The following is a 25,197-nucleotide window of genomic DNA, read 5'->3' as shown; positions in this document are numbered from 1 at the left end:
AATATAGAAATATTGATGCGTAAAACTTAAAGTTAATATCTTTAAAATGTCGTATAAATTTGATATAATAAGTTTTAAATGAACTTATTAAAATATTAGAGGGAAATTTTATATAAATAAAGCACTTAAGGCAGCAATAACTGGGGGAGGATTATATATGAGTAAAAGAAAACAAGTACAAGTTCCTATAGAGAAAATTCAAGAACAAGATAGATTTATAGAGGCAATAGCCGAGCAAAATTCAAGATATTATGCTATACATAAAACTAAACCAAGGTATTTAGTACAAACATTTGGATGCCAAATGAATGAACACGATTCTGAAAAATTATGTGCAATGCTTGATGAAATGGGATATGAAAGAGGTATGACCGCAGAGGAATGTAATTTAATAATATACAACACATGTGCAGTAAGAGAAAATGCAGAGCTTAAGGTTTATGGAAATCTTGGACAACTAAAGTTGCAAAAGAGAAAGAATCCAGATTTAAAAATAGCTGTATGTGGATGTATGATGCAACAACCTCATGTTGTTAAAGAATTAAAGTCAAAATATAGACATGTAGATTTAGTATTTGGGACACATAACTTATACAAGTTTCCAGAATTATTAACAAGCTCAATGGACACTAAAAAAATGTTGGTTGATGTATGGGATGTTGACGGAGAAGTTGTAGAAGGGCTTAGAAGTACTAGGAAATTTGAACTTAAAGCATTCGTAAATATAATGTATGGATGTAACAACTTCTGTACTTACTGTATAGTTCCATATACAAGAGGAAGAGAAAGAAGTAGAACTCCGCAAGATATAATGAATGAAATAAAAGAATTAGCAGCGAATGGAACAAAAGAAATAACATTGCTTGGACAAAATGTTGACTCATATGGAAAAACATTAGAAGAGTCTATAACATTTGCAGAGCTTTTAAGGATGGTAAATGATGTAGAAGGAATAGAACGAGTTAGATTTATGACATCTCATCCTAAGGATATATCTGATGAAGTTATATATGCAATGAGGGATTGTAATAAAGTATGTGAATACTTACACTTACCAATTCAATGTGGAAGTAGTTCACTACTTGAGAAAATGAATAGACACTATACTAAAGAATACTATCTAAATATAATAGAAAAAGCTAAAGAGGAAGTTCCAGGAATTTCATTCTCTACAGATTTAATGATAGGATTCCCGGGGGAAACGGAAGAAGATTTATTAGATACAATAGATGTAGTAGAAAAAGTAAGATATGATTCTGCATTTACATTTATATATTCAAAGAGAAAAGGAACACCAGCTGCACAAATGGAGAATCAAATACCCGATGATTTAAAGCATGAGAGATTTAATAGAGTATTAAATAAAGTAAATGAAATATGCGCTGATATAAACCAAAGCTACATTGATAAAGTTGTTGAAGTTTTAGTTGAAGGAAAAAGTAAAACAGATGATGCTAAGTTTGCAGGAAGAACTAGACAAAATAAATTAGTAAACTTTGAATCTGAAGGTAAAGATTTAGTTGGAAAGTTAGTTATGATAAAAATAATTAGTGCAAATACATTCTCACTAAACGGAATATTAGTAAAATAGAACAAAAAAATCCTTAAGATAAAATCTTAAGGATTTTTTTTGTGGATTTAAACAAAAAACACTAATATAAGACAAAAAAATAATTTTATCTTATATTAAAATATATAAAAATAAAATTAAATTTTATGGTATTATATAAATGACAATAAATTTAGAAAATTCAGGAGAGATAAATATGCTTGATAATATATTAGAGATTTTACTAGATACAATTCCGTATTCTATATGGTTAAGAAGCAGTGAAGGGAATTTTATTTTTGCAAATCAATATTTTTGTGATAGCTTAAATATGTCTAAAAATGATATATTAGGCAAAACAGTTTATGATATATATGGGAAAGAACTTGGTAAAGAATTCACAGAGAATTATAAAGAAGTTGAAAAACTAGGTAGACCTAAATTATTTACAGGGTATAAAGAAGAAGTGTTTTTAGAATGTTATATAGCTCCAATAAAAAAAGAAAATAAAATAGTAGTATACTTGGGTATATTACAAGATCAAACTGAAAGAAAAAAATATGAAGAAGAAACAATTAAGCAAAAGAATTTATTGAAAACATTGATAGATACAATTCCAGATTCCATTTTTCACAAAGATATACATGGCAGATATTTAGATTGCAATATAGCTTTTGCAAAAGATTATTATAAATGTAGTAAAGAACAAGTTATAGGGAAAAAAGATAATGATATGACTTCAAGTCCTAAATTGTTAAGGGATGTTTTAGTAACTGATGAGAGGGTTATAAAAAATAAAGAAAAACAGGTTAACCGTATAAATATAGAAGATAATGGACAGATAAAGTATATGGAGAGTATAAAAGCACCTATATTAGATGAGAAAAAAAATGTATGGGGAATAGTTGGTGTATCGAGAGATATAACCCAAAGGGTTTTAACTGAAAGAGAATTAAAAAAAATTAGTTATACAGATAAGCTTACAGATGTTTACAATAGAGCATATTTTGATAAAAAAATAAAAAGTTTAAATGCAGGGAATAATCTTCCACTTAGTTTGATTATGGGAGATGTAGATGGATTGAAAATTGTAAATGATACACTAGGTCATTTAAAAGGAGATGAACTTTTAGTTCAAACAGCTAATGTACTAAAAAAAGTTTGCAAAAAAGAAAGCTTGATAGTGCGTTGGGGTGGAGATGAATTTGTTATATTACTCCCAAATACAGAACATGAAGAAGCAAATGAAATATGTAATAAAATTAAGAGCGCATGTAAAAAAGAATCATATACATCTATACCACTTAGGATATCTTTAGGATGTGCAACAAAAACTAACATTAACCAAAATATAAATGATATATTAAAAGAAGCGGAAGAAAAGTTATACAAAGAGAAACTTCCAAGTCATATTGGTTCTAAAAAAAGAATACTAAATGCATTAAATGAATCTCTCACAGAAAAAAGTCTAGAAACTAAGCAACACACAGATAGAGTCGTTAATTATGTAAAAAAATTAGGTGATAGTATGGAACTTAATTCTAGTCAAATGAAGGAACTTATATTATCAGCTAAATTACATGATATAGGTAAAATAGGAATACCAGATGAAATATTATCAAAACCGGAGAAACTTACGGATGGTGAGTTTGATATAATCAAAACTCATACAGAAAAAGGTTATAGAGTAGCTAAATCTAATTATGAAATAGCACATGTTGCAAACAATATATTATCACATCATGAACGATGGGATGGAAAAGGATATCCCTTAGGTTTGAAAGGTAAAAAAATACCATTTTTATCGCGAATAATTTGTATAGCAGACTCTTATGATGCAATGACTAGTGAAAGAGCCTATAAGTTGAAAATGAGTAACGAAGAAGCTATAAAAGAAATTAAAAAGTGCTCAGGAACGCAATTTGACCCAGAATTAGTAAAGATATTTATAGAAGAATTTAGTAGATAAAAAATTAACATAACAAGCTATAAAAATACTAAAAAATACCCTATACAATAGACAATTAAAAAAGTCTACTATATAAGGTATTTTTTAGTATAATTTAAATGTTTTTTGAACCTAAGTTTGGGCAATGTACTACTAATTCATTATTAGCATCAAGAAATTTTCAAGAATTTTAGCAGTAATTCCCCAAATGATATAGTTTTCATATTCATAAAAGAGTACAGGATAATTACCACTATCAAACTTATAGTTATGATTATTGGGAATAATATCATATGGAAAATTTTCATTCGGAATAATTTTGATTTCATTGTTATAATAACTAGGCTCATATTTTAGTAAGTATGAAATTGGAACTAAAAATATATGATCTACTTCATCTTTATTTATATTTAGATTACTTATATCCTTTATATATCCTACATAAGGATGTATTATTAAATTTGCAGGTGTAATAAGTAAATCAAGGTCAGATATAATATCAATATTGTTTTTATTAGTACCAAGTTCTTCACAGGTTTCTCTAATAGCTGCATCAAGTGGGGATTCATTAGGTTCTATTTTTCCACCAGGAAATGATATTTCATTAGGTTGAGTTTTTAAATTTTTAGAACGAACTTGAAACAATATATAGTAACTATTATCCTTTTTTACAATAGGAATTAGAACAGAAGCTTTTTTCATATTTTGATGTCCGTTTATATACGGTTTATAGTTTTTAAATTTATTTTTTAGGGTGTTAATCATAATGACCTCCTTAATAAGCAATATATACTTATTATAGTATATGAAATATTAATAAGTAAGTACAAATATAAAATAATTGTTAAAATTTGATAAGTATAGTATAATCAAGTTGAAAATACATATTTTGGGGAGCTAGTCAGCTGAGAGGAGATACAAATCTCGACCCTTTAACCTGTTTGGATAATGCCAGCGTAGGGAGATAAAATAGCTTATATAAAAAGAGCTTGTAAGGTCTTATCCTAGTTGGATAAGACCTTTTTGATTAAACTATAAGATTTAAATATATTACGAAATTTATAAAATAATTTTTAGTATATTTTTGGATATATAGGCTTAATTTATGACAAGAAACTGGAATTTATGTATATGAATAAAAATTAACTTTAAAGGATGGTGAACTATATGGTAATAGTAGATGTAGCAGTAATGCCCTTAAGACCTTATGCAGGAGAAGAAGAAATGTATAAAGTAGTAGATGCATGTATAGAAGAAATTCAAAAAAGTGGACTTAAACATGAAATAGGTGCGATGAGTACAACAATAGAAGGAGAATTTGAAGAAGTATTTGACCTTTTAAAGGTAATACATAGAATTCCTTTTAATCTTGGTTGCGAAAGAGTTATAACAACAGCTAGGATAGATGAAAAAGCTGGGGGAATAACTATAAATGAAAAACTTAAAAACCATAGATAAAGTAAAAAATAGCTTATATCCTATAGCTACATTTTTAGTTTTGTTAATTATATGGGAAGCAATAGTCAAAGTACAAAATGTACCTCAATATATATTACCAGCTCCAACAGATATACTGAAGGTATTTTATAAAGATTACTTAAACTTATACGTTAACACTATAACCACTTTAAATGAAGCTACAATAGGATTTATAATAGCTATAATACTATCTTTAACTATGGGAATACTTATGGATTTCATACCCATTTTCAAGAAATGTGTATATCCTATCATGGTTGTATCGCAAACGATACCAACTATTGCAATAGCACCACTTTTAATAATATGGTTTGGATTTGATATGTTGCCTAAAGTTATAATGGTAACTATGACTTGTTTTTTCCCAATACTTATAAGTTTTGTAGATGGTATGGAAAATATAGACAAGGATTATTTGAATTTATTTAAAACTATGAATAGTAGTAAATTATCTACATTTATACATCTTAAATTTCCAATGGCTATGGATAAATTTTTCTCAGGGCTTAAAATATCAGCAACTTATACCGTAGTTGCTGCAACTGTAGCAGAATGGTTAGGTGGAACAAAAGGGTTAGGTGTATATATGGTAAGATCAAAGAGTGCATATGCATTAGATAAAGTTTTTGCATCTACTATATTAGTAATAATATTTAGTTTGATATTTGTAGTAATAGTACAAGCTATTAAAAAAATAGCCTTAAGACATAATATATAGGGAGGATTTTATGAAATTAAAAAAATTAGTAAGTTTAGGACTTGTAAGTGTACTTACAATGAGTGTACTTAGTGGATGTTCAAATAAAAATGAAAATACAGATACGAACAAAGAAGAATCAAAAAATGAAAAGGTAACAATGGTACTAGATTGGACACCAAATACTAATCATACAGGATTATTTGTTGCTCTTGAAAATGGATATTATAAAGAAGAAGGTCTAGATGTTGAAATAGTACAACCACCTGAAGGAGGAGCTGCAACTTTAGTTGCTACAGGAAAAGCTGATTTTGGAATAAGTTATCAAGAAGAAGTAACTTTTGCTAAAACTAGTGAAGATTCACTTCCAATAAAAGCAGTGGCAACAGTTATACAACATAATACTTCAGGATTTGCTTCTCCTAAGGATAAAAACATAGCATCACCTAAAGATTTTGAAGGTAAAACTTATGGAGGATGGGGATCTCCTTCTGAAGATGCAATATTAAATGCACTTATGAAAAAAGAAGATAAAGATTTTAGTAAATTAAAAGTAGTAAATATTGGACAAGATGACTTTTTTACTGCTACAAGTAAAAATATAGATTTTGCATGGATATTTGAAGGATGGGATGTTGTAGAGGCTAATAGACGTGGTATTGATTTAAACTTTATACCAATGGGACAAGTAGATAAAAGACTTGATTATTACACACCACTTATAATATCTAATGAAAAATTATTAAATGAAAACCCAGAACTTGCTAAAAAATTCTTGAAAGCTACAGCTAAAGGATATGAATATTCAATAGAAAATCCAACAAAAGCTGCTAAAATATTAGTAAAACATGCACCAGAAATAGATGAAAAATTAGCTATAAAAAGTCAAGAGTACTTAGCAGATAAGTATATAGATGATGCTAGTAGATGGGGTGAAATGAAGGATAGTGTATGGAATAATTATACAGAATTCTTAAAAGAATATAAGTTAATAAATAAAGACTTAAAGCCTAGTGAGGCATATAGTAATGAATTCTTGCCACAATAGAAAAGTAAAGATAGATATAAAAAATATATCTAAAAGCTATGAAGAAACAGAAGTATTAAAAAATATAAGTATAAAGGTTTATGAAGGTGAATTTGTAAGTATATTAGGTCCAAGTGGATGTGGGAAAAGTACTATATTTAATGTAGTTGCAAATTTAATAGACTACAATAGTGGAAGTATAAATATAGACGGAAGACTAAGTTATATGTATCAAAAAGACCTTTTATTACCACATAAAACTATAATAGATAATGTAAGCTTACCGTTGACTATTAAGAAAGAAAAAGGATTTGGGAATAAGTTTCTTAAAAAAAGAGAAGCACATAAAAAAGTAAAAGATTACTTTACTACATTTGGTTTAAGTGGATATGAAAACAAATATCCAAATGAACTGTCAGGTGGGATGAAGCAAAGAGCGAATTTTTTAAGAACTTTTATAAATTCTAATGATATAATGCTTTTAGATGAACCATTTGGAGCGCTTGATTCTATTACAAAATTATCTATGCAAAAGTGGTTATTAGAAGTTAAGAATAGAGTTAATTCTACTATACTTTTAATAACTCATGATATTGATGAAGCTATAATGTTATCAGATAGGATTTGTGTAATATCAAAAAAACCAGCAAGTGTTAAAAAAGAGTTTATAATTGATAAGAGTCACTATAATGATGATAATTTAGAAAATATTATAAAACTAAAAAAAGATATAATAAGCTTATTATAAATATAAAGCATATGAAGTCAAATTTGATTTCATATGTTTTTTTATATTATTTAACGTAACAAAAGCGAAATTCCCACTATAAAATATAATTCATGATATAATTATATATGACTTTAAATTTAAACTTATAATATAGTAAGGAGAAGTGAAATGACAGAAGGTTTTGAAGTAAAAGACATAAAAGATATAATGCAAAATAACAAATTAAATTTATGTGTTAAAGAAAATAGCACTTACATAAATATACCAAAAGAAATACTAGATAAAGGAATGAGCATATTAACAGAATATATTAGAATATATTCTAGCATAGAAAGTTTAAAAGAAAATATAAATAAATACTTATTTGATGAAAATAGTACTGTTACTTATAGTATTATAGGAAATCAACTTATGAAAATTAAAAGTGAACAAAATTTAGATGAAATATTACCTTATATAAATGTTGATATAAATAAAATAGAAGAAAGATTAAAAAATATTTGTGCATGTTTTTCAGTACAATTGCAAGAAATAAATGCTATGAAAGAAGAATTAGCAAATAATTATGTGAATAATTCATATAACATGGATGATATAGTAGATAAAGATTATGTAAATGAAGTAATAAAACATATAAAAGATGCCAGTATGTATTCACTAAAATCTAAGTCTAGGTATGGCTCTATATCTAGTGATCATGATCTTAAAAACAAAGAAGATATAATTGACTTGAATGATGAAGAAACTAATGGAGATTATAGTCCAATACTTGTGATTTATAGACCTGCAAAATATCATAGAGGTCAATATGTACTTGAAGACACATCTTATGTATATATAAAAAGGCAACCCTTAGAAGCTCTTATAAAACAAGAAAGATTAGAAGAAAAAGGTATAGATTCTATGGGCGCTATAAGTTATAAAAAGCTTAAGCATGACCTTACCAATGAGAATTCACAAGAAATATTGGCAGAACTATATGTATATGCTCAAAAAAATTCTATAAAATTTGAAAATATAAAATTAGCTGATATAACTTCAAATAAAGTTTGGATGACAGCTGATAGACTAAAAAAAGAGTTTAAAGAACTTAGATATTATCATAAAAATTTAACCCAAAAAATAAAAGATATATATGATTCGACAGGACAATATTATACGCAAATAGGTGGGAAATATATATTTAATAGTAGAGAGTTTATGCATAGTTATAAAACATATAAAAGTAAAGATATAAACAACTAAAAAGACTTAAATATACAAAGAGGGCTATTAAATTTTAGTAGCCCTTTTTGTATATTTTAAAATGGTAAGTTAAATATATCAGCTATGTTACAGATAGATTTAACTGATATTTTTCATAATAAATAAAAAAAATTTTACATATATAAAAAATTTTTAAATATAACTTGAGAACGTTATCACTACATGTTATTATAAAATATGTAAAAGAATAACAAAAAATGTATTAAATGATAAATACATAATATTAGGGGGATTATTATGGACATAAAGAGTAGATTAAGTGAATTAAGAAAACAAATGAATGAAAAAAATATATATGCGTACATAGTACCATCTTCAGATAATCATGAAAGTGAATATGTAGGAGATTACTTTAAATCTAGACAATTTATATCAGGATTTACAGGATCTGCAGGTACTGTAGTAGTTACTCAAGAAGAAGCTGGTCTTTGGACAGATGGAAGATATTTTATACAAGCTGAAAAAGAATTAAAAGGATCAGGGATAAAGTTATTTAAAATGGGAGAAGAAGAAGTACCGACTACTGACGAATATTTATATAATGCTATACCACAAGATAAAATATTAGGTTTTGATGGTAGAGTAGTATGTGCGAAGGAAGGAATTAACTTAGCTGATAAGTTAGCTAAAAAAAATATAAATATAGTATATGAATATGACTTAATAGAGAACATATGGGAAAATAGACCTGCCTTATCAGATAATAAAGCATTTTTATTGGATGTAAGATATGTAGGAGAAACTTTCAGCTCTAAGTTAGCTAGATTAAGAAAGAAAATGGAAGAAAAGAATGTAACAAATCATGTTATAACTACTCTTGATGATATAGCTTGGTTATTTAATATAAGAGGTAGAGATGTTAAATTTAATCCTGTAGTACTTTCTTATGCACTAATAACATTAGATAAAATTTATTTATTTGTAAATAAAAATAAGTTAAATGATGAGATATTAAGTGAATTAGGTAAAGAAAATGTTGAAATAAAGCCATATAACGATATCTATGAATTTATAAAAACTTTAAATAAGAATGAGAAAATATTATTAGATTCGACTAAGATAAATTATGCTATATACAATAACATACCAAGTGAAGTTGAAAAGGTAGACGAATTTAATCCAACAATGTTCTTTAAGGCAGAAAAGAACGAAGTAGAGTTAAAAAATATAAGAAATAGTCATATAAAAGATGGTGTAGCCTTTACTAAGTTTATGTACTGGTTAAAGCAAAATATAGGTAAAATAGAAATAACGGAAATGAGTGCAGCTAAGAAATTAGAAGATTTAAGAAGAGAACAAGAAGGCTTTATAGAGCCAAGTTTTAGTACAATAGCAGGATATAAAGAACATGCAGCTATGATGCACTATAGCGCAACTGAAGAAACTGATTATAAATTACAACCACAGCATTTATTCTTAATAGATTCAGGTGGTCAATATTTTGATGGAACTACAGATATAACTAGAACTATAGCACTAGGTAAATTAAGTGATGAATTAAAAATACATTTTACAGCTGTATTAAGAGGTATGATAAATTTATCAATGGCTAAATTCTTATATGGAGTTAGAGGATATAACTTAGATATATTAGCAAGAAGGCCAATGTGGAATATGGGAATAGATTACAAGTGTGGAACAGGACATGGTGTAGGATTTGTTGGAGCTATACATGAAGCACCTAATGGATTTAGATGGAGAATAATACCAGAAAGGTTTGATAGTGCTGTATTAGAAGAAGGTATGTTAACTACTAATGAACCAGGGATATATATAGAAGGTTCTCATGGTATAAGAATAGAAAATGAATTAGTTGTTAGAAAAGCTGAAAAGAATGAATATGGACAATTTATGGAGTTTGAAGTTGTAACATTTGCACCAATAGATTTAGATGCAATAGATATTAATGAAATGAATAAGGAAGAAAAAGAGTATTTAAATTATTATCATAAGTTAGTTTATGACAAAGTATCTCCATCTTTAAATGATGAAGAAAGACAATGGTTAAAAGAATACACTAAAGAAGTATAGTAAAAGGGTCTCCCTAAACTATAGGGTGTCTTTTTAATATAGAAAATATTAGGTAATTGCGAAACCCATTGTTAAAAATAAATTTGAATTTAAATTCAATATCAAGTAATACAGAAATACTAAATAGTGATGAAAAGCTGTATTTAAACAGTTATCATAAACTTGTATATGAAAATTTAGCTAATCACTTGAATGATAAAAAAAGAAAGTGAATAAAGCCGTATACGGGACAAAATTAAAAATTTACATTAGGGGGAAATTTATGAGTGAAATTACGGTAAAAAATAGGAAACCTTTTGGTTTTTATGTTTGTTCTATCGCATTTATGTTAGAAAGAGCGGCATATTATGCTGCCAAGTATCTAATTTTTGCTTTTGTAACTGCTACTGTGCTAACAGGTGGATTAGGTTTTACAAAAGTTGAAGGCGCACTAATACAATCAAATCTTGTTGCATTTACATATCTTGCACCAGTTATCGGAGGATATATTTCTGATAGATATATAGGAGCAAGATACTGTATTCCAGTAGGATTGGCTTTGATGGCTGTAGGATATCACTTTGGAGCAACTGCAACAGATGTTACTGGTATGAATATATTGGTAATATTTGTTGCTATAGGTACAGGCCTTTTTAAAGGTAATGTTGCTGCAATTAGTGGATCTTTGTTTAAGGATAAAGAACAGCTAGATTCAGCATTTTCATTGCAATACTCTTTTGTTAATATGGGAGCTTTTATAGGAACTATAGCTGTAGGGATTCTTATAGCAACAACATTTGCACACGGTGACATTCAAGGTTTTAGACCTGTTTTTAAAGTGTGTAGTATAATTTGTGCAATTAATTGTCTTTGGTTTTTATTTGGTACGAAATTCCTTGGAGAAGTAGGAAAAAAACCATTTAAAGCTGGAAAGAGCACTGAAAACAAAGTTGAAACTGAAGTTAAACCATTGACAAAAACTGACAAAAAAAAGGTTTTTGCTATTATACTTGTATCTATGTTTTCAGTATTATTTTGGGTGTTTTGGTACTTAACTTATTTAGCTGCTTATGATTATGGTGGTCAGTTCATAAATATGACTGTAGGTGGATTTAAAGTTCCTCTTTCATGGTTTGACTCACTAAATTCATTTACATGTATTGCTCTTGGACCAGTACTTGGTGCACTTTGGTTCAAGCTATCAAAGAGACCTAAAGGTGATTTGAGCTTATTTAAAAAATTAGCGCTAGGTCTTAGTTTTCTTGGTATGTCTTTCTTAATGCTTGTATTTGCAGAGATTTCAAGAGGTGTAGGCGCAGGTGCTTCATCTAAAGCTAGTCTTGTTTACCTTTGTGCATTTGGAGTGCTTCTAAGTATAGGTGAAATGCTATTCTCACCACTTGGTAATTCTTTTGTAACTAAATATGCACCAAACAAAATTTACTCTGTATTACTTGGTGTTTGGACTTTTGCTACATTTTTAGCTGGAAAATCATATAGCTATCTGTACGCGTTTACTTCAAAATTCACTATAATGCAGGCGTATGTTGCGATTCCAATCGTTTTATTCATATGTGCAATACTTTTATTTGTATTTGATAAAAAGCTAATAAGATTGCTTGAAGATGAAGAAGTTAAAAATTTTGAATATGAAGAACAAACTGTATAAAATCTAAAAGTTAGATGTAAAGAAATGTGTTTCTCACCACTTGGAAACTCATTAAAATTGACGAAATCTTAAATTAAAAATTACCAAAGGCTATTCAAGATAATATATCATGGATGGTCTTTTTAAAATCCAAGAATACTATTAAAAAGAAGTGATTATGACAAAATATTGACACAATTTTGACACGAAAAATACATAATTATACATTATAATATATTTATATTAGAATTAGTAAAAAAACAGTAGGGGAATATGTTAATATAGTTGATACACTTAAAAACTTTCTATATAATAAAGATATAGATAATAAAGAAGTTTATCCGTATACAAGTAACAATGGCGAAAAAATACATAAAAAATATTAGGTGTCAATTGACTTAATAGGGAATTAGATGAAATTTCTAAGCTACCCCAGTAACCGTAAAACTGACGAAATCTTATATACCACTGAGAAATCGGGAAGGTGAGATAGTAGAATGACGTTGAGCCGGGAGAACTGCCAAATATTTAACTAGTACCTTCTGAGGGTGGGCTTACTAGGAGTTTCGTTAATGAAAATCAAGCATACTCTCAGAGTATGCTTTTTTAAAACCCTACATACAAAAATCAGACAGATAAAAGGAGAAATAAATAGTTAAGGCTATTTACAAAAGAGAGCATGAGCAAAAATAAAAACTTAATAATTTTATGTATACCTATAGTATTTTTAATTATATGCATGGGAATTTCTATAGGAAGTTCAAACATTAATATATTAGATACTGCTAACATATTGCTGAATAAAATGTTAAATATTCCATTAAGAGATAATATAAAACTAAAAGATATATCTATAATATGGACAATCAGACTTCCTAGAGTGCTACTTGCATTTATGGTTGGAGGATGTTTAGCAGTAAGTGGAGCGGTTGTGCAGTCTATACTTAAAAATGAATTAGCATCTCCATATACACTAGGGGTATCCTCAGGAGCATCATTGGGTGCTGGACTTGTTATAGTCCTTGGAATATCTATACCATTTTTAGGTGGTTTAACATTACCGATGGTTGGATTTTTATTTGGACTTTTAACTGTATATTTAGTTATTGTATTTAGTGGAAAAATAGACAAGACTATGTCAAATAATACTATAATACTTGCTGGAATGGTATTTGCATTATTTGTAAATGCACTTTTAACAACAATGACGGCATTATTTAGTGAAGATATAAAGAGTATAACACTTTGGCAAATGGGAAGCTTTTCTATGAAAGGTTGGTCATATGTACAGGCACTTATACCATTTTTATTGATTGGCATATTAGGAGTACTAAAATATATAAAAGAAATGGATATATTAACATTTGGAGAAGAACAAGCAAAAGCTGTTGGAGTTGACACTACTAAAGTTAAAAAAAGGTTATTCATATTTTCAACAACATTAACAGGTGCGGCGATATCTTTAAGTGGAACAATAGGTTTTGTTGATTTAATAGCACCACATATAGTTAGAAGAGTATTTGGTTCAAAACATAGTTATGTTATACCAATGTCTTTTATATTTGGAGGATGTTTAATGGTTATTACTGATTTGATATCAAGAACAATAATATCACCAGCAGAACTACCAGTAGGAGCGATAACAGCACTTATAGGAGCACCATTCTTTGCATATGTGTATTTTAATTCAAAGAAAGGTAGGTAAAATTATGTTAGAAATTAAAAATCTTTATTGTGGCTATGATGAAATTGATATTATAAAAAATATTAACCTAAAAGTTGAAAATGGTGAAAATCTTTGCATAGTAGGACCGAATGGATGTGGTAAAAGCACGCTTTTGAAATCTATTGCAAACATAATTGATTATAAAGGCAGTATAAAGATAGATAACAAAGAAGTATCTTCTTTTGATAGAAAACATCTTGCAACTAAGGTTGCTTTAATGAGTCAAATATCTCAAATTTATTTTCCATATACTATATATGAAACAGTAGCTCTTGGAAGATATGCTTATTCTAATAGTGTATTTTCAAGTCTTAGCGGCAAAGATAAAGAAATCGTATTAGATAGTATAGATAAGGTAGGGCTTTATGATATAAAAGATAAAATGATAAGTGAGTTATCAGGAGGGCAATTACAAAGGGTATTTTTAGCAAGAACTTTTGCACAAAATCCAGATATAATACTCTTAGATGAACCTACAAATCACCTTGATTTAAAACATCAAATAGAGATTTTAGAACACTTAGTAAGTTGGGCTAGAGATAATAAAAAAATTGTAATAGGAGTACTTCATGATTTAAACTTAGTTCAATATTTTGGAGATAAAGCAATTATGTTAAATGGTGGACAAGTTTTTTCATATGGTAGTCCTAAAGAAGTTTTAGAAAGTGAAAAGCTTAAAAATGTTTATGGCATAGATATTAAAAAATTTATGGTAGAAGTACTTGAAAAATGGCAATAAATAAGGGGGATTAGTATGAGTAAAAAATTTGTTATGTCATTTAGCGGTGGTAAAGATAGTACACTAGCACTTTATAGAATGATTAAAAAGGGATATACGCCAATAGGTTTACTTGTAACAGTAAAAAAAGGTAAAAGTAGTTCATGGACTCATAGTATAAATAAAGAGTTATTAAATAAAGTTAGCCAAAGTTTAGATATACCATTAATGTTAGTGGAGTGTGAAGTTAGCGAATATGAAGCTAAATTTAAAGAAACATTAGAAAAAGCTAAAGAAATGGGAGCTAAGTCTTGTGTGTTTGGAGATATAGATATAGACCATCATAGAAAGTGGTGTGAAGATAGATGCAGTGAGGCTGGTATAGAAGCTATACTTCCTCTATGGCAAGAAGATAGAGAAAAATTAGTTTATGAGTTTATAGATAGTGGATTTAGTACTGTTATAAAAAAGGTAAATTTAACGTATTTACCTAGTGATTTTTTAGGAAAAGTTTTAAATCGTGATATAGTTGAAGAGATAAAACAATTAGGAAGCGATCCATGCGGTGAAAATGGAGAGTATCATACTTTTGTGGTAAATGGTCCTTTATTTAAAGAAAAGATAAAATTTAAAAAAAATAAAATAGTGATAGATGGTGATTATGGAAATTTAGATATATCACTGTAAAACTTATATATAAAAATAGAGTATCTTAAAATGGTTTTTAAATCATTAAAAGATACTCTATTTTTATATACGAAGGTATCATAACTTATAAACTTAATCAACGAATCTGCTTTTAAAGGTAATTGGATACATGATTAATATAAATTAAGATAGTATATGGATTAAAATAGTTAATATTGCTATAAAAGATAATGATATATGCAAATTTTTAAATTTTTTTCTATTTTTAGTAGAAAGAATACCAAATACTGTACAAAGAATTAAAATCGCTATAGCTATGTATCCTGTAATGAAATCATGTGAGTATAAAAAGCTAAAATTAACATCCATATTATAAGCTACGTTAACAACAAAATGAAATATAACTACACAAATTATAGTTAATCCTATTATATTATGAAAATATTTTAAATTTTTAGCTATAGGTTGAATAAATTTTTTTTGTTTAATTTCTATAGAATTATTTTTTAATAATAGTATTGAAATTAGTAAGCATATCTCAAGACCTATTAACAATAAACCACCGTAACCACTTAAACTAATTAATTCGTGGTATACAAATTGAGGTATTTTATTTTTGAAATTTACTAAAGGGATTAAAATCATCAAAGCAATTATATTTGTAATATATATAGCAGATTTAATTTGCTTATATGTTTTATTAGACAAAAAACCATCTCCTAACTTTAAATTATACATATATATTATCAGATAAATGTTAAAAGTATATTAAAAGTTAAAAAGTGTGATATTTTTATTAAAGAATTTTTATATCAAAAATCTATAAAAGAAGTAAGATAGTTACAACTAAGTTATTTTCAAATACAGACATATTTTATGTTTATATTATGATTTTAGGAATGAGATGAAAGCTAAAGGAAAGTGTTGAGTGGCTTAAACATTTATTTATTTTTAACGATTATATTCCGAGTCAAATTATAAAACCTCTACGATTAAAATATACTAAAGGTATTATTAAAAGATTATTATAATACCTTTAGTATTACATGAATTTAATTATACATGCCGTGTTGATTCATATAATTATAAATTTGTTCTCCGTGTTCTTGTTCTTCCTTTTGGATATGATTTAGAACTTGTCTTATATTTTTGTCTGCAAATTCAAATATAGTTGTATTATATGTAGATGATATATATTTTTCAGTAGTAAGTGTATCTTGGCATAACATTTTATCTTGTTCATTGTAAGAATTACCTTGCATTGACTGTAAATTAATATTAGTCATAGAACTAGGATTTTGAGCGTTAGAACCTTGGCTTCCCTGGCTCTGAGCTTGATTTAGAGTTGGAATAGTTCCATTTAATAATTGATTAATAGAGTCTAAATGCTGTTGTTCTTTTTGACCAATCTGAGAAAATAAATTTTTTAATTCAGAGTCACAAGCTTTATTCGAATAATCTTGATATTTTTGAACACATAATTGTTCATGTTTTTTTTCATCTTCGAGTAACAGTCTTTCTTTAGTAGTTAGATTTAACATAAAAAACACCTCCAACACTATTTTATACAATAAAAGATATATTATTCATATTTGTTAACACAATTATTCAAATAAAATTATACATAATAAAAATAATTTGGTATAATATAGAAATATTTCTACAAAGGAATTAGCTGAAAGTATGTAATTATCTAATAAAAATAGGAGGATAGAATACTATGAAACAATTAAAATTATTAACTGAAATTCATGTATTTGAAAATTTCAAAGAATTCGTTGATGAATTTAAAGTTGGTGCAGGGGATTTACTACTAACTCGTAGCTCTATAAACGATGAATTTATACAAAAATTAAATTTAGATTGTAACTTAGTTCTTCAAAATCAATATGGAAATGGAGAACCAAGTGATGAAATGATAAATCAAATTATAGATGACATAAAAGATATGAATTTTAAAAGAGTAATAGCAATAGGTGGGGGAACAGTTATAGATATAGCTAAGTTACTTATATTTAAAGATATGAAAGATTGCGTAGATTTATTTGAAAGAAAGATAGATCTTATAAAAGAAAAAGAGCTTATAATAATACCTACAACTTGTGGAACTGGAAGTGAAGTCACAAATATATCTATAGCTGAAATAAAATCAAAAAATACAAAACTTGGCTTAGCATCAGATGAATTAACTCCAGATTATGCAGTTTTAATTCCAGAATTAATGAAAAACTTACCATTCAAAGTATTTATGTCAAGTTCAGTAGATGCATTAATACATGCAATAGAATCTTTTGTATCACCAAAATCAAATAAATTTACAGAATTATTTGCAATAAAAGCTATTGAAATTATTGTAAATGGATATAAAGAAATAATCAAAAATGGAAGTGAATATAGAACAAATTTATTAAAAGAATTTGCTTTAGCTAGTAACTATGCAGGAATAGCTTTTGGAAACACAGGAGTAGGAGCAGTTCATGCAATGTCTTATCCACTAGGTGGAGTATATCATGTACCTCATGGAGAAGCTAACTACCATATGTTTACAGAAGTATTCAAAGTTTATAATAAGAAAAATCCAGATGGAAAGATAAAAGAAGTAAATAAAGTATTAGCCCAAATATTAAATTTAGATAAAGAACAAGATGTATATTATGAAATAGAAAATTTATTAAATGAGTTATTAACTAAGAGACCACTAAGAGAATTTGGAATGAAGGAAGAAGAAACTAAGATGTTTGCAGAAAATGTAATGAAAACACAACAAAGATTATTAGGAAATAATTATGTACAGTTAACAAAAGAAGAGATGACAACTATATATAAAGCATTATACTAATTAGCAGTTATGACAAAGAAAGCTTATCCCAATATTACTACTAAAGAGAGAGGACACTTGATATTTGCAGAAATTTATGCAAGAAAAGAAGTAGTAAATAATAAATAATATATAAATTTATAAGGGGGATTTAGTTATGCAAAGTAGAGTAGTATAAAAATATGTTAGAAAAAATAAATCAAGGATCTGTAGTGACTACTGGAAGAAATGATGTAGACTACATAGTAACTGAATTTGGCATAGCAAAATTAAAAGGCAAAACCTTAAAACAAAGAGCTAAGTCCCTTATAAACATAGCCCATCCAAATTTTAGAGAAGAACTTACAAATGAATATGAAAAAAGATTTAATTGTGAATTTGAAGCAGAAAAGACATCAAGCTATTAAACAAAGCTTCAAAAGATGCAGCTGAAGGATATAGAAGTTCGGGAATTTTATAATTGAGATAAAATAAAGATATTAAAGTTAATAATGCAATTATATTTCCAGACTCTGAAATAGCGATTTTAATTTGATTAAATATTTTACTAGACCCCAAATTATATCCTAAACTTAAATTATATATAGTATCATTTAAATGTTAAAACAATATTGAAAATAATAATTAATTCATTGTTTTAATAAATTTTTAATATATATAACATAGAAAAACTTTTTATATGTACAATTTTATCGAAATAACATAAAATAAAGTTATTACTAAAAATGAAGAGATACACTTAAAGTTATTAAGTGATACTATAATAAGCAACAAAAGGAGAATCTATGGAGAATCTATTCGATTTTTTAGAGTACAAGATAAAAAAAGAAAATCAAAATGAAAATATAATAACACATACTTCTATTATAGAAAAAACTAAAAATATTATAGATGAAGAGCATTTAAATTATTTAAAAAAATTAAAGTTAACCTTATATGATGATGAAGAAATAAAAGCATCAGGCTTAGAAAAAATGGATTATATAAGATTAAATAGCTATGTTGGAGCTAGATTAAACACTGACGTAAGGGGTAAAACTAATATAGTAAAAAATATAGAGATTAAATCTATTGAAGAATTTTGTTTAGATCAATTAGAAGAAGTGGATATGGATGAAGATATTTTTGCTGTGGGTGATGAAGTTAAAGAAGATAAGTTATTAATAGTAGATGGTTCATCACTTTTATCTACTAGTTTTTATGCAACTGCTAGAGATTTATTATTTGCAAAAACTGAAGAACAAAAAGAATTTGCATATACAAAATTAATGAAATCTCCAGATGGAGCTTACACTAATGGAGTATATATGTTTTTCAAAACATTACTTCCATTATTAGAAAAACAAAAGATAACACATTTAGCCGTGGTATTAGATAGGTCTAGAGATACATTTAGAAGACAAATATACCCAGAATACAAAGCTAATAGAAGTGAAACACCAGATCCACTTAAAAGTCAGTTCAAGCTATTAACAGATATGCTTTCGGATATAAATATTCCTGTATTTTCTCATGGAGATTATGAGGCAGATGATTTTGCAGGAAGCTTAGTGAAAAAATTTGAAATAGACATACCAATATTCCTTCATACTAAGGATGAGGATTATATTCAATTAGTTTCAGAATATACTAAACTATGGATGGTAACTAGTAAAGCTGAGGATATGTATAATGAAATAGGAATAAATAAAAAAGATTTAGCTCTTCCAAATGGTACGTTTGAATATACTCCAAAGTATGTTAAGCATTTTAAAGGAATAGACCCTATACAAATAATAGATGCTAAAGCTATAGAAGGCGATAAGTCAGATAATATAAAAGGTGTAAAAAATGTTGGTCCAACATCTAGTAGACCACTTATTGCACATTATGGTTCTATAGAAGAGATATATAATAATATAGAAGGGCTTAATTCAGAAGCAGAAAAGGAACTTTTAGCATTCTTTAAGGAAGACTTAGGGATAAAAAGATCTCCTCTAAAGAACTTACTGCTATATAAAGAAGATGCAATTATAAGTAAGCAATTAGCAACTATAAAAACGGATATTGAAGAAATTCAAGATTTAACTTTAGACAAGTTAGTTCTAGATATAGATTATGCAAAAATGAATACTGTATTTAAAGAATTAGGAATGGGTAGTTTAATTAAATAATATTTAAACCATATAAACTTTTACGGTTATTAGTAATAGTATATATTATAATTTAAATTTAAATAGAGAATGAGGTTCTCCCTTAGCAATAGCTAAAATGCTTATTAAGCTGATGATTCTGTGATTTATTTATCACGGAAATTATCAGCTTTTTTAGTGTGAAAAAATATTAAATTAAGAGAAGTGAGTAAATATAAACTCTTGGAATAAATAGAACTGGTAAAGAAAAAATATAATACTTTGACAAAGGGGAAGTTTTTCTATGAGATGATGGTAATATATAAAGGCAAGTATACAATTTTGATTAATAGAAACGATAGATATCTTAAAATATACTATAGAAACAACTAAAATAGATTAATTTTTTAGGTAAATAAAAGATAAATATTAAATAAACAACTGTACCTATTAATAAATACATTAATAAGTATAGTTAAAATCTAAAAAATTATAGACAATTTAATATAGATGTATTATTATTGAATAGTGTAGATATATAATGTTATTAAATGCATATTAAATGGTTAAAAAATAAAAAAAGTGGATTTAATTAATGAATGTGATATACTATATAATAAAAACGACAAATGTGATACACTATTGAAAGGTGGAGGGGTAAATTGTTTAATTTAGAAAATATAAATGATAATTTATTTGGAGATGTTATAATAAATCCTAGTCAAAAGGAATTGAGAAATTTAGCAAGTCATATGGAAGTAAATACCGAATTTAAAAGTGCAAGCTATATAAGTGAGGTTAGAAATAGAAGTGCTAAAAATACTTACATAGTTGATGAAATAGAAACAGGAGTAGATCAAGAAAAAATAAGTAAAAGAAAAGCTGATGAAATAGCATCTAAAGTTTTTGAATATATAAAAGATAAAGAAATGATAAGAGTAGATAGAAAGATGGGGATGAATAAAAAATTCTCATTTAACTGTAGATTATATATATCAAAGCAATATGCTAGAATAGCGTATATGTGGAATAATACATTATTTAATCCAGATAATGCTGAAAATCCAGATCTTGTAAGTATATATATTCCAGAATGGCCTGAGAGAATGATGTTTGCATATCCTGAATCTGGAGTAACTTTTATATTAGGTAGTGATTATTTTGGGGAGTCTAAAAAATCTTTTTTAAGAATGGCTATGTATAAAGTTAAACAAGCTGGAGGCTTAGGTTTCCATGCAGGAAGTAAGCTACTTAGAGTTTATGATAAAAACAAAAAAATAAAAGATGTTGGATTTATAATGTTTGGGCTAAGTGGAACAGGAAAAACTACATTAACGATACACGACCATGAGTTAAGCGGAGAAGAAAAAGCTATAGTAAGACAAGATGATGTTGTATTTATGGATGAAAATGGTTTTTGTGTAGGCACGGAAAACGGTTTTTATATAAAAACAGAAGGATTAAATCCTAATCAACAAAGTGTTTTATATAAAGCAGCAACTGCTGATAACGCAGTTTTAGAAAATATAAAAGTGTATGAAGATGGTAAGGTTGATTTTTATGATACAAATCTAACATCAAATGGTAGAGGTGTAATATTAAGAGAAGAAATAGGTACTACAGATAATACTGTAGATTTAGAAAAAGCTAATAAGATAATATTTATAACTAGAAGAAATGATATAGTTCCTCCTGTTGTTAAACTAAATCCAGCTCAAGCACTAGATGCATTTATGCTAGGAGAGTCTATAGAAACCTCAGCTGGAGACCCAACTAAGGCTGGGCAATCTAAAAGATGTGTAGGTACTAACCCTTTTATAATGGGACCCGAAATAGAAGAAGGATTAAAGCTTAAAGAAATATTACAAGATAATCCAGATATGGAATGCTATATATTAAACACAGGAAGTGTTGGAGTTAAGACTGGTTTTGAAGGTGAGAAGTTAACTATAAAAGTATCTACTACTATAATGAAAGAAATTGCAAGGGATAGTATTGAGTGGGTAGAAGATAAAGAGTGGGGCTATCAGGTTGCCAAAGAAGTTAAGGGAATAGATATAGAAAAATATAATCCGAGAAATTATTATACTAAAGAAGAATATACACAAATAGCAAGAAAGTTAAAATTAGAAAGAGAAGCTTGGTTAAATAAATATGAAAGCATAGCAAGCGCAGAAATTGCAGCTACGGAATAAATTAAAATCAGGATATTTATACCAATAATTAGGAAGAACTATACACTAAATAGTAAAAAGATGGAGTCTAAAATAATGACTCCATCTTTTTATTATTTCAGAGATTTTTTTATTGATTGACATTTGATGTATAAATATATATAGTTGTTAATATACTTAATATATAAATATATTAACAATTGTATTATATAAATAAAATTAGAGAGAGGTATTATATGAAAAAGAATTTTTACTTGAGTAACTTTAAAACAGAGTGGATTAAATATAATGATTATGAAATAAATACAGATGATAATAAAGATATATATATTAGTCCGAAAGACAATTCGAATTATATAATTTATAATCCTTTTGAAGTATCAGATAGATTATTATTTGATTTAATAGATTTAGGAGATGAAGCTTTAAAAAAAGACATTAATGAAGAAGTAATACAAAAAAAGGCTTTAGTATTTGCTAAAAGTTATGGATTATTAGGATTGATTAGTTCAAGTGTTTATAATCGAGATATTGTAGGTGAAGAGAAGGTGCTTTTTACTGAAAATAATATACTTACAAAAGAAAAGTTAATGAATGCAGATGAATATATAAGTTTATTCTTACCATTTGCAAATGAAGAGGATGTATATACTAGAACATTTGATGATCATTTAACAATATTTAAGGCTGAGGACTCACCAAAATTTTATGGAAAAAGACCTTTAATATTAGATATTGTATTTTCTAAGTTTTATAGCGAAAAACTAAGTTGGATTATAGAATTTGCTAAGAATATATCTACGCACCTTAATAAATTAATAATATATAGAAATGTAAACTTAACAGAACCTGTAACAATTATGGCAAATAAGTTTAAAGCACAAAAGATAGGATTTACTATATCTATGTTTGATAAAGCTGAAATTAACTGGGAGTTTGACTCTCTAGAAAGTACTATAGAGACTATATATGCATTTGCTCTTACAGATGAGAAGTTCATACTTAATCGTTGTGAGTACTGTAATAAAGCTTTTGTTGCAAAAAGTGAAAGAGAAAAGTATTGTTCACCATCTTGTAGGAATTGTATAAACGTTATAAAAAGCAGAAACAAGAAGAAAATTATAAAAGATGTAGAAGAAAATGAATTAAAGGAAGTAGTGAAAATAAAGGAATCAAAAAAAGAGGGAGAAGATATTATGAGTAATTCTAAAAATGAAAAAAGAAAAGAAATTATGTATGAATATAAAGAACGTAAAACTACTGGTGGGGTTTATAAGATAACTAACACAGTTAATGGAAAAAGTTTAATAAAAGGTGAAATAGATCTTAGAGGAATGCAAAATCGTTTTAATTTTTCTGTATCAACAGGTTCTTGTGTAAATCCAAAGATGCAAAAAGATTGGAAAGAATTTGGATGTAAATCATTTACATTTGAAGTCTTAAAAGAAATTGAAATGAAAGTTGAGATAAGTGTGGTAGAATTTAAGGCAGAACTAAAGAAGCTTGAGGAAAAGTATGTGTCACAAATTGAGAAGGAAAAGTTATATTAAAATATAACTTAGGGACAGATATAAAGTTAAAGTAAATAATTTTCAATAAGGAGATAAAATATGAAAACGCTAGAAGAAAAAATAACTATAATTGATAAAATATCTTACAACGATGTAGATTTTGAAGTAATTGCTTACAACAACCTAGAGGGAGCACAAAATGTACAAACAGCAATGGGATTATTTTTTGCAAACCAAGCAGGACTAAAAATGAAACAAGTAAGAATTAGATTAAATAACAGCTCAGTAAAAACTGAAGCAGGTGCACTATATTATTACAAAGGAAATATCCAATCTAAAACTAACGTGGGTGGAGTAGGAGGTCTATTCAAAAAAGCTATTTCTGGAGCAATTACGAATGAAAGTGCTATTAAGCCTACATATATTGGAACTGGAGAAATATTGCTAGAGCCATCATACAAACACTATATAATGATGGAATTATCTAAGCAAAGCATAATAGTTGATAAAGGGATGTTTTATTGTTGTTCAGAGGATATAACGGTTAAAGGAGTAGCTCAAAAGAACATATCAGCCACTTTATTAGGTGGAGAAGGAATGTTTCAAATAGAATTATCTGGGACAGGTATAGTAGTTTTAGAATGTAATGTACCTAAAGAAGAATTAATAGAGTGCGATATTAAACAAGGAGAAGAGTTAAAAGTGGATGGAAACTTTGCAATAGCTAGAACAAAAGGTGTAAATTTCAGTGTTACAAAATCAGATAAAAGCTTATTTAGTTCAGCTATAAATGGGGAAGGTCTTTTAAATACATTTACAGGAAATGGAAAAGTTTGGATAGCGCCAACTCAACCTATGTATGAAAAAATGAACTATGGACTTCCAACTAATAATAACTCTATGAATAATACATCTTCTCGTCAAAAAGGTTAGAATACCAATATTTCAAAAAATTATATACCAATATAGAATATGTTTAACACTCTAAAAAAGAGTGGTCAAATATGTATTGAGACCCAAAAGTTGGACTTTATACTGGAATGAATTTTCATTCCAGTATTTTAAGTTTTATGCAACCTTAGATTCATACTCAACTCTATAATTGACCGGACTAAGCCAGTTTAATTTTTCTTTAAT

Annotated in this window: 21 protein-coding genes and 2 riboswitches; of the genes, 18 read left to right on the top strand and 3 right to left on the bottom strand. The window is 27.3% G+C overall.

The genetic code is table 11. From position 1 onward, the window contains the following. The first annotated feature begins 157 nt into the window (after positions 1–157). Together miaB and AC11VW_RS04235 are read left to right on the top strand one after the other, a co-directional pair. Entirely contained in the window at positions 158–1,591 is a 1,434-nt protein-coding gene (miaB, locus tag AC11VW_RS04240; RefSeq protein WP_484300150.1) for a tRNA (N6-isopentenyl adenosine(37)-C2)-methylthiotransferase MiaB, read from the top strand. Positions 1,592–1,766: 175 nt separating this feature from the next. After that, positions 1,767–3,518 (top strand): sensor domain-containing diguanylate cyclase/phosphohydrolase, encoded by a 1,752-nt coding sequence (locus AC11VW_RS04235; RefSeq protein WP_484300149.1) that lies wholly within the window; start codon positions 1,767–1,769, stop codon positions 3,516–3,518. Between the two features lie 132 nt (positions 3,519–3,650). On the opposite strand, the gene AC11VW_RS04230 is transcribed toward AC11VW_RS04235, so the two are convergent. Continuing rightward, positions 3,651–4,262, bottom strand: coding sequence for an NUDIX hydrolase (locus AC11VW_RS04230; protein ID WP_484300148.1), 612 nt, complete (start codon positions 4,260–4,262; stop codon positions 3,651–3,653). Between the two features lie 115 nt (positions 4,263–4,377). Then, a riboswitch (TPP riboswitch) is annotated at positions 4,378–4,477 on the top strand. Positions 4,478–4,664: 187 nt separating this feature from the next. Between AC11VW_RS04230 and AC11VW_RS04225 the strand changes: the two genes are divergently transcribed. From AC11VW_RS04225 to AC11VW_RS04180, 10 genes are all read left to right on the top strand, one after another. Continuing rightward, complete coding sequence (locus AC11VW_RS04225; protein WP_484300147.1) at positions 4,665–4,955, top strand: MTH1187 family thiamine-binding protein; 291 nt, start codon at positions 4,665–4,667, stop codon at positions 4,953–4,955. Further along, complete coding sequence (locus tag AC11VW_RS04220; protein WP_484300146.1) at positions 4,930–5,694, top strand: ABC transporter permease; 765 nt, start codon at positions 4,930–4,932, stop codon at positions 5,692–5,694. The genes AC11VW_RS04225 and AC11VW_RS04220 overlap by 26 nt, the downstream gene beginning before the upstream one ends. A 10-nt stretch (positions 5,695–5,704) precedes the next feature. After that, positions 5,705–6,721 (top strand): ABC transporter substrate-binding protein, encoded by a 1,017-nt coding sequence (locus tag AC11VW_RS04215; protein WP_484300145.1) that lies wholly within the window; start codon positions 5,705–5,707, stop codon positions 6,719–6,721. Continuing rightward, entirely contained in the window at positions 6,702–7,448 is a 747-nt protein-coding gene (locus AC11VW_RS04210) for an ABC transporter ATP-binding protein (RefSeq protein ID WP_484300144.1), read from the top strand. The genes AC11VW_RS04215 and AC11VW_RS04210 overlap by 20 nt, the downstream gene beginning before the upstream one ends. A 150-nt stretch (positions 7,449–7,598) precedes the next feature. Then, positions 7,599–8,675 (top strand): hypothetical protein, encoded by a 1,077-nt coding sequence (locus AC11VW_RS04205; protein ID WP_484300143.1) that lies wholly within the window; start codon positions 7,599–7,601, stop codon positions 8,673–8,675. A gap of 258 nt (positions 8,676–8,933) precedes the next feature. Beyond that, positions 8,934–10,727, top strand: a complete 1,794-nt coding sequence (locus AC11VW_RS04200; protein ID WP_484300142.1) for an aminopeptidase P family protein — start codon at positions 8,934–8,936, stop codon at positions 10,725–10,727. Between the two features lie 262 nt (positions 10,728–10,989). After that, on the top strand, positions 10,990–12,375 hold the full coding sequence (locus AC11VW_RS04195; protein WP_484300141.1) for a peptide MFS transporter: 1,386 nt from the start codon (positions 10,990–10,992) through the stop codon (positions 12,373–12,375). Positions 12,376–12,721: 346 nt separating this feature from the next. Next, positions 12,722–12,893, top strand: a riboswitch (cobalamin riboswitch). Between the two features lie 140 nt (positions 12,894–13,033). Further along, positions 13,034–14,059: a FecCD family ABC transporter permease gene (locus AC11VW_RS04190; RefSeq protein ID WP_484300140.1), complete on the top strand. Its 1,026-nt coding sequence runs from the start codon at positions 13,034–13,036 to the stop codon at positions 14,057–14,059. 4 nt (positions 14,060–14,063) lie between these two features. Further along, entirely contained in the window at positions 14,064–14,819 is a 756-nt protein-coding gene (locus tag AC11VW_RS04185; protein ID WP_484300139.1) for an ABC transporter ATP-binding protein, read from the top strand. 15 nt (positions 14,820–14,834) lie between these two features. Then, positions 14,835–15,485, top strand: a complete 651-nt coding sequence (locus AC11VW_RS04180; protein ID WP_484300138.1) for a Dph6-related ATP pyrophosphatase — start codon at positions 14,835–14,837, stop codon at positions 15,483–15,485. Between the two features lie 144 nt (positions 15,486–15,629). Here the strand turns inward: AC11VW_RS04180 and AC11VW_RS04175 are convergent, their stop codons facing one another. Both AC11VW_RS04175 and AC11VW_RS04170 read right to left on the bottom strand, forming a co-directional pair. Continuing rightward, the gene (locus AC11VW_RS04175; protein ID WP_484300137.1) at positions 15,630–16,154 is read right to left on the bottom strand and encodes a ferric reductase-like transmembrane domain-containing protein; all 525 of its coding nucleotides are present in this window, start codon (positions 16,152–16,154) and stop codon (positions 15,630–15,632) included. A 344-nt stretch (positions 16,155–16,498) separates the two neighbouring features. Then, positions 16,499–16,987 carry a spore coat protein gene (locus AC11VW_RS04170; protein WP_484300136.1) on the bottom strand — a complete coding sequence of 163 codons (489 nt, stop codon included), beginning with the start codon at positions 16,985–16,987 and terminating at the stop codon, positions 16,499–16,501. Positions 16,988–17,166: 179 nt separating this feature from the next. Between AC11VW_RS04170 and AC11VW_RS04165 the strand changes: the two genes are divergently transcribed. The 6 genes from AC11VW_RS04165 (at position 17,167) to AC11VW_RS04140 (ending at position 24,993) form a co-directional block, all read left to right on the top strand. Further along, positions 17,167–18,285, top strand: a complete 1,119-nt coding sequence (locus tag AC11VW_RS04165; protein ID WP_484300135.1) for a 4-hydroxybutyrate dehydrogenase — start codon at positions 17,167–17,169, stop codon at positions 18,283–18,285. 161 nt (positions 18,286–18,446) lie between these two features. Further along, entirely contained in the window at positions 18,447–18,671 is a 225-nt protein-coding gene (locus AC11VW_RS04160) for an acetyl-CoA hydrolase/transferase C-terminal domain-containing protein (RefSeq protein ID WP_484300134.1), read from the top strand. A 378-nt stretch (positions 18,672–19,049) separates the two neighbouring features. Then, positions 19,050–20,417 (top strand): 5'-3' exonuclease, encoded by a 1,368-nt coding sequence (locus tag AC11VW_RS04155; RefSeq protein ID WP_484300133.1) that lies wholly within the window; start codon positions 19,050–19,052, stop codon positions 20,415–20,417. Positions 20,418–21,037: 620 nt separating this feature from the next. Then, complete coding sequence (locus tag AC11VW_RS04150; protein ID WP_484300132.1) at positions 21,038–22,570, top strand: phosphoenolpyruvate carboxykinase (ATP); 1,533 nt, start codon at positions 21,038–21,040, stop codon at positions 22,568–22,570. A 215-nt stretch (positions 22,571–22,785) separates the two neighbouring features. After that, positions 22,786–24,099: a GIY-YIG nuclease family protein gene (locus AC11VW_RS04145; RefSeq protein ID WP_484300131.1), complete on the top strand. Its 1,314-nt coding sequence runs from the start codon at positions 22,786–22,788 to the stop codon at positions 24,097–24,099. 60 nt (positions 24,100–24,159) lie between these two features. Continuing rightward, a complete protein-coding gene (locus tag AC11VW_RS04140; RefSeq protein ID WP_484300130.1) occupies positions 24,160–24,993 on the top strand; it encodes an AIM24 family protein in 834 nt (277 codons plus the stop codon). The last annotated feature ends 204 nt before the right edge of the window (positions 24,994–25,197 follow it).

The organism is Romboutsia sp. (assembly GCF_056995035.1).
Note: the sequence above shows the minus strand (reverse complement) of the source record. Positions and strands in the feature narration are given on the sequence as shown.

What these genes read in the sequence shown, in the direction of transcription:
- AC11VW_RS04220 (WP_484300146.1), top strand. Translation starts at nt 4,930, where the DNA reads ATGAAAAACTTAAAAACCATAGATAAAGTAAAAAATAGCTTATATCCT.
- AC11VW_RS04225 (WP_484300147.1), top strand. Translation starts at nt 4,665, where the DNA reads ATGGTAATAGTAGATGTAGCAGTAATGCCCTTAAGACCTTATGCAGGA.
- AC11VW_RS04145 (WP_484300131.1), top strand. Translation starts at nt 22,786, where the DNA reads ATGAAAAAGAATTTTTACTTGAGTAACTTTAAAACAGAGTGGATTAAA.
- AC11VW_RS04185 (WP_484300139.1), top strand. Translation starts at nt 14,064, where the DNA reads ATGTTAGAAATTAAAAATCTTTATTGTGGCTATGATGAAATTGATATT.
- miaB (WP_484300150.1), top strand. Translation starts at nt 158, where the DNA reads ATGAGTAAAAGAAAACAAGTACAAGTTCCTATAGAGAAAATTCAAGAA.
- AC11VW_RS04140 (WP_484300130.1), top strand. Translation starts at nt 24,160, where the DNA reads ATGAAAACGCTAGAAGAAAAAATAACTATAATTGATAAAATATCTTAC.
- AC11VW_RS04205 (WP_484300143.1), top strand. Translation starts at nt 7,599, where the DNA reads ATGACAGAAGGTTTTGAAGTAAAAGACATAAAAGATATAATGCAAAAT.
- AC11VW_RS04160 (WP_484300134.1), top strand. Translation starts at nt 18,447, where the DNA reads ATGTTAGAAAAAATAAATCAAGGATCTGTAGTGACTACTGGAAGAAAT.
- AC11VW_RS04200 (WP_484300142.1), top strand. Translation starts at nt 8,934, where the DNA reads ATGGACATAAAGAGTAGATTAAGTGAATTAAGAAAACAAATGAATGAA.
- AC11VW_RS04165 (WP_484300135.1), top strand. Translation starts at nt 17,167, where the DNA reads ATGAAACAATTAAAATTATTAACTGAAATTCATGTATTTGAAAATTTC.
- AC11VW_RS04180 (WP_484300138.1), top strand. Translation starts at nt 14,835, where the DNA reads ATGAGTAAAAAATTTGTTATGTCATTTAGCGGTGGTAAAGATAGTACA.
- AC11VW_RS04215 (WP_484300145.1), top strand. Translation starts at nt 5,705, where the DNA reads ATGAAATTAAAAAAATTAGTAAGTTTAGGACTTGTAAGTGTACTTACA.
- AC11VW_RS04235 (WP_484300149.1), top strand. Translation starts at nt 1,767, where the DNA reads ATGCTTGATAATATATTAGAGATTTTACTAGATACAATTCCGTATTCT.
- AC11VW_RS04190 (WP_484300140.1), top strand. Translation starts at nt 13,034, where the DNA reads ATGAGCAAAAATAAAAACTTAATAATTTTATGTATACCTATAGTATTT.
- AC11VW_RS04195 (WP_484300141.1), top strand. Translation starts at nt 10,990, where the DNA reads ATGAGTGAAATTACGGTAAAAAATAGGAAACCTTTTGGTTTTTATGTT.
- AC11VW_RS04230 (WP_484300148.1), bottom strand. Translation starts at nt 4,262, where the DNA reads ATGATTAACACCCTAAAAAATAAATTTAAAAACTATAAACCGTATATA.
- AC11VW_RS04155 (WP_484300133.1), top strand. Translation starts at nt 19,050, where the DNA reads ATGGAGAATCTATTCGATTTTTTAGAGTACAAGATAAAAAAAGAAAAT.
- AC11VW_RS04170 (WP_484300136.1), bottom strand. Translation starts at nt 16,987, where the DNA reads ATGTTAAATCTAACTACTAAAGAAAGACTGTTACTCGAAGATGAAAAA.
- AC11VW_RS04210 (WP_484300144.1), top strand. Translation starts at nt 6,702, where the DNA reads ATGAATTCTTGCCACAATAGAAAAGTAAAGATAGATATAAAAAATATA.